Origin of the sequence: Dyadobacter jejuensis, from assembly GCF_003149085.1 — a bacterium.
Lineage (GTDB): Bacteria > Bacteroidota > Bacteroidia > Cytophagales > Spirosomataceae > Dyadobacter > Dyadobacter jejuensis.
Window position 1 is genome coordinate 1 of record NZ_QGDT01000033.1, and the last position, 4,703, is coordinate 4,703.

The window sequence follows — 4,703 nt, forward strand, 5'->3', positions numbered from 1 at the left end:
AATCTTAACAATTCTAAGCATTACAAAAGTAGCTAAAAAGTAAATACAATGGGAAAGTACGATATTATAACGGCCAATAAATATGATTTTTTTGAGTGCAGCTCGGCCCTGCAGAAGTGTATCCGGAGAGGCATGGAGGACGAAGCCCTCTACTGGGCAGTAGAGCTATACAACAGCGGCTATTCCGAATATGTGTGGAAACGGCTGAGAATCATGAGCAGTGAGGATGTGGGCCTGGCCGAGCCGGTGATCTCTTCGGAGATTTGGGCCCTTTACTGCATGTTCAAGGAGCAAGCCAAAAAGAAAGAGGATAAGAACGAGCCGCAGCGCCTGTTTATGACCCATGCGGTGCTCTTGCTTTGCCGTAGCCGCAAAAGCCGACTTATCGATTGGGCCCTGCTCTGGGCCTGGCTCACCCACCAATACAGAAAACTACCCATTCCCGACTTTGCCTATGACAAGCATAACGACAAAGGCCGGCAGCTCAAACGAGGCTGGGGCCACTTCTTTAGGGAGGGTACCAACCTGGTAAACCATACTCCCCAGGACAAAGAGGAGGTATTCAGAGAACGAGCCGCCAAGGCCGTGAGTGATCCTGGGGGAATGGGGTTGTTTTGATTTTAGGGTATAACAAGGAGGCTTTATCTTTTGAAGCTTCCTTGTTTCTGCATAAAATTGAACGGATACCGTTAAATAACTTTTGGTATTGATTTCAGGAGATTTGTGGTTATTGCGGTATGTTTAGAGAAAATTTATAAAAAACCAAGAATATCCATTTTCAAGTGTTTACAAACGACAACAAACGAATTGAATTTGCTATTGTAGTAATGGAGTTGCAGTATTGAATATAAGCCATTTAGCATTGTTTTAATGAGCACTTAAACGGGGTAAATGCAATAAAGTTCGTAAACAACAATGTTATGGGCAAGGCTAATGACACATCCTACTTCTAATCATACAAGTGACGAATACATCAGAAATATTAAAACCAGCAATAGTAGACAACTATAAAAAACTTAGAGAAACCTTTAAGTCAGACAGTTACTATGCTATTCAGATAATAATAAGGCGACTTGATGTAATTAGTCTGTTCTTTTGGAATAGCAAACATTTAAATGAAGAACAAGTGAATGAAAGCCGAGAGTTTTTTACTTTTGGTTGGGCTCCATTGATAAGGCTATTTTTCAATACTCATGATTTTGACAAACCACATCAGTTTATACAAACGAGTGACTATGATTATACTTGGGCAGATTCTGTAATTCTTCAATCAGGACGGTTGGCTTTTTGCCAACAATTATTAGACTACGAAAAAGGTAATCTTCTGAAATTTATTCAAGTTAAGGAGAATGAGTTTGAAATAGAGTATCTAAGAGAAAAAATAGGACATGCATATTTTGAGAGAAAAAGTGTTGAATTTTATCGTGATGAAATTGTCGAAAGAATAATCAAAGATAAAAAGACAAAGAATAAATTAAGTGGCGATGAAATAAAAACAAAACTTCAAGAAATCATTAAAAACCCTTACGGTAAATTCATTAGCTACAACACCAGTGAAGAGATAGATGAATATTATAACGAAAAGGGACACCATCACGTTTTACGAATACAAGGCTATGAGGATTTTGACACAAAAGACAAGTTCGGTTCAATAGAGTATTGGAAATATGTTGACTTAATTGAACTCCATTGTGGTGTTGCAATTATGCATAGAGACGCTTGCATTGAACTCACAAAAATGAATCCACAAGTTGACATGCATAATATTCTTACTTATATGTATTTTAAAGACAGCACTGTCAAAATATATGCAAACTATCTTGGAGTTAGTGAATCAGAAATCGAGCAAATACTTTCTTGTGTTACCTTGAATAAAGATAATTTTATACACCATTTGGAAATTCCAGCACCGGCACCACCAATGTATTTCCAAGTTTCAGAAAACCAATTAATTCGTTCAGTTGCAGGCTGCCTCGGAAATCCTTTTAGATTTTTAAATATTGAGTTAAAGAGAAAATTTAAACGAGATTACGATATTGCTGTTAATAACCGAGAAAGTAGATTTAGGAGAGATCTATTTTTATTTTTCCCTCAAGAACGGATTATTAAAATACCCCGAGAAATCAATATTTCTTTTCGAGGAATGAGAACTGATATAGATGCTGTCGCATTTGATACTGAAACAAAAACATTAGGTCTATTTCAATTAAAGTGGCAAGACCCTTTTGTTCACTCAATGAAAGAACGATACAGTAGAATATCGAACCTCTTTCCGAAAGCTAATGAATGGATTGAAAAAATGAAATTTTGGCTTTCAAATACAGACAATAAAACAATTTTGAACTCATTACAAATTTCAAGAAGCCATCCTACGGCAGATGAAATTAATGAAATTTGTGTGTTTATAATTGGAAGGAATGACGTTCATTTTACAGGCGTTAAGTTAGACAATAGAGTAGCTTGGGGTTCTTGGCACCAAATTATTGAATCACAAGCTAGAGTTGAAACAAAATTTGACGACCCCATAAAAGAAATGTTTGTAAAATTAATATCATTTATGCCTGACCATAGAGCCGACAGAGAAGAAATGCCTGAGCGACAAGACTTCGATGTTACAGTTGGAAACTACAAAGTATTTTATAAAAACAAAAATGAGACAGCAGAATAATGATTATGACAAAAGCCCAGCCCATAACAGCAGCTACCCAAAAGTGGCGGTTCAGTGGTTAAATCAAGCTTTGTGCTTCTATCAAAGTTTCTGCTTGATTGACAGTGAAGTGCTTCGAAATCGCCACCTTCGGGTAGCTGCAAAACATTACTCTTTATTAAAATAATGAAAACACAAAATATAGCGGGAATAAGTAGTTTCCCTGATTTCATAATACTCAGCTTAATAGAAAAGCAACTTTCTTAATTCACCAGGCAGACCTCACTACAGCATTACAGTCCTACCAAATCAAAAAGTCACAGCGCATCTTAGCACTGTGACTTTTTGAATTATGGACGATAGAACTCAGATAATGCCCTTTTCACCACCAGAAAAGGGAGTCCACAAGATGGACAAATTTAAGGATCACCTGGTCAACAAGGGCCGGCTGTCGGTCCGGGATCAGCAGTATTTCGAAAAAATGCAGAAAGCATGGAGCTGGGCCAGCAAGATGTTTTCTCCGGCTCAGGTCGTTACGATGCTGCATAACGAGTATGGCCATGAGAAAACCCATGCCTACCAGATCCTACGGGATGCCTACGAGCTATGGGGTGACGCCTATGAGCTCGACAAGCGTGGTATCACCAAAACCCTGATCGAGGCCGCCCACATCGCCCTGAGCATCGGGATCCGGGAAAAGAACTCGGAGACGATCCTAAAAGCGGCAGCGCAGCTTTCCAAACTCCATAAGTTGGATCAGATCGACAACATCATTCCACCCGATGTGTCCATGCCAACCGGTACCCGGGTTTATGTGGTGAATGGGGATATCCATACGGGAGGCACTGAAAATATAGGTAGTGGTTCTGCAGGAAACGGAAGGGAGGTGATCGATGTCGAAAGTGAGCAAATACCTTGACGATCCAACAGTACTCAAACTGCACCCTAATCCGGCTCAGGCTCGGTTCCTATTTACGGTCATGGATAACCAAGCTGATTTCATGGGTGCTAATGGTCTCGGCTATCAAACTGGATTCCGTGCCACATTTAACGGAGGTAGGGGTTCTGGAAAAACCAACGTGCTTATGCGGCTGCTGGCTGAGAGCGCTCTGGAGTTGCCCAGGGCCAAGCTGGGCCTAGCCTCCATGACCTTCCGCCATGTCCAGGACGTGGTCCTTTCCCAAAGCCGCAAGGTATTAGAGGAATATGGTTTGCACGAATATGAGCCTAAGCACAGGCCTTGGGGCCATTATGTTATCAACCGCCGCCCTCCGGATGGATGGTGGCAGCCCTGGGAAGGTATCAATACTTACGAAAACTGTATGTCTTTCAAAAATGGGTTTACGGTCGTGTTTCTATCTGCAGATCGCGCCGATACTGCTCGCGGGCTTAACCTGGATCAGCTCTTTATGGACGAATCCTTCAGGCTTAAGGAATCGTTTTACAATACGGTATTACGTAAAACGGTACGTGCCAATAAGTTTAGCTACAAAGATCGACGCAAGCACCGCAAAGGCCTGAACCATCCCTTGCACTGGCTGATTGCCGATTTTACCTCTGCAGCCTGGACTCCGGAGCAGCAATGGATTTACCGGACTGAGGAGCTTATGAAAAAAGACCCCCAGCGGTATTTCTTTATGGAGTCTACCCCCTACGACAACCTAATGAATCTACCGGGTAACTGGATCGAATCGGAGCGGGAGGCCTCAGAAACGGAAATGGCCTTTGAAATCGAGGTGCTTAACCGGCGGATAGAGAAGCTGGAAAACGCCTACTACTCAGGCCTATCCTATGCAAAACACACCTACAGCGAAATGTACGACTACCAGTTTGACGACCAGAAAAGGCTCTACATTCATAAACGTACGGATTATGATGTGCTTAAACCCCTTGATATTAGCCTGGATTTTAACGCCTCGTTTACCTGTATGGTTGTGGCTCAGGAGTCAAATAAAGAGCTACGTTTTATCGATAACCTCTTTGTTAAGAAGTCTGATAGTACCCTTGTAGAAGCCCTGGGCAAGGCCTTCTGTAAGAAGTACTCAGCGCACCGTAA

General features: G+C 41.4%; 4 protein-coding genes. All 4 read left to right on the forward strand.

Translation table 11 applies throughout. The features are described 5' to 3' along the window. Nucleotides 1-48 precede the first annotated feature (48 nt). Nucleotides 49-618, forward strand: a complete 570-nt coding sequence (locus tag CLV98_RS22825; protein ID WP_109678412.1) for an AAA family ATPase — start codon at nucleotides 49-51, stop codon at nucleotides 616-618. 343 nt (nucleotides 619-961) lie between these two features. Continuing rightward, nucleotides 962-2,668: a hypothetical protein gene (locus tag CLV98_RS22830; protein ID WP_109678413.1), complete on the forward strand. Its 1,707-nt coding sequence runs from the start codon at nucleotides 962-964 to the stop codon at nucleotides 2,666-2,668. 331 nt (nucleotides 2,669-2,999) lie between these two features. Next, entirely contained in the window at nucleotides 3,000-3,566 is a 567-nt protein-coding gene (locus CLV98_RS22840) for a hypothetical protein (RefSeq protein WP_146202345.1), read from the forward strand. After that, nucleotides 3,550-4,703 (forward strand): terminase large subunit domain-containing protein (locus tag CLV98_RS22845; RefSeq protein ID WP_146202341.1); only part of this gene is annotated, 1,154 nt, incomplete at its 3' end. The genes CLV98_RS22840 and CLV98_RS22845, both read left to right, overlap by 17 nt.

Excerpts from the sequence above, each read along its gene's own strand:
- CLV98_RS22825 (WP_109678412.1), top strand. The coding sequence starts at position 49 with ATGGGAAAGTACGATATTATAACGGCCAATAAATATGATTTTTTTGAG.
- CLV98_RS22840 (WP_146202345.1), top strand. The coding sequence starts at position 3,000 with ATGGACGATAGAACTCAGATAATGCCCTTTTCACCACCAGAAAAGGGA.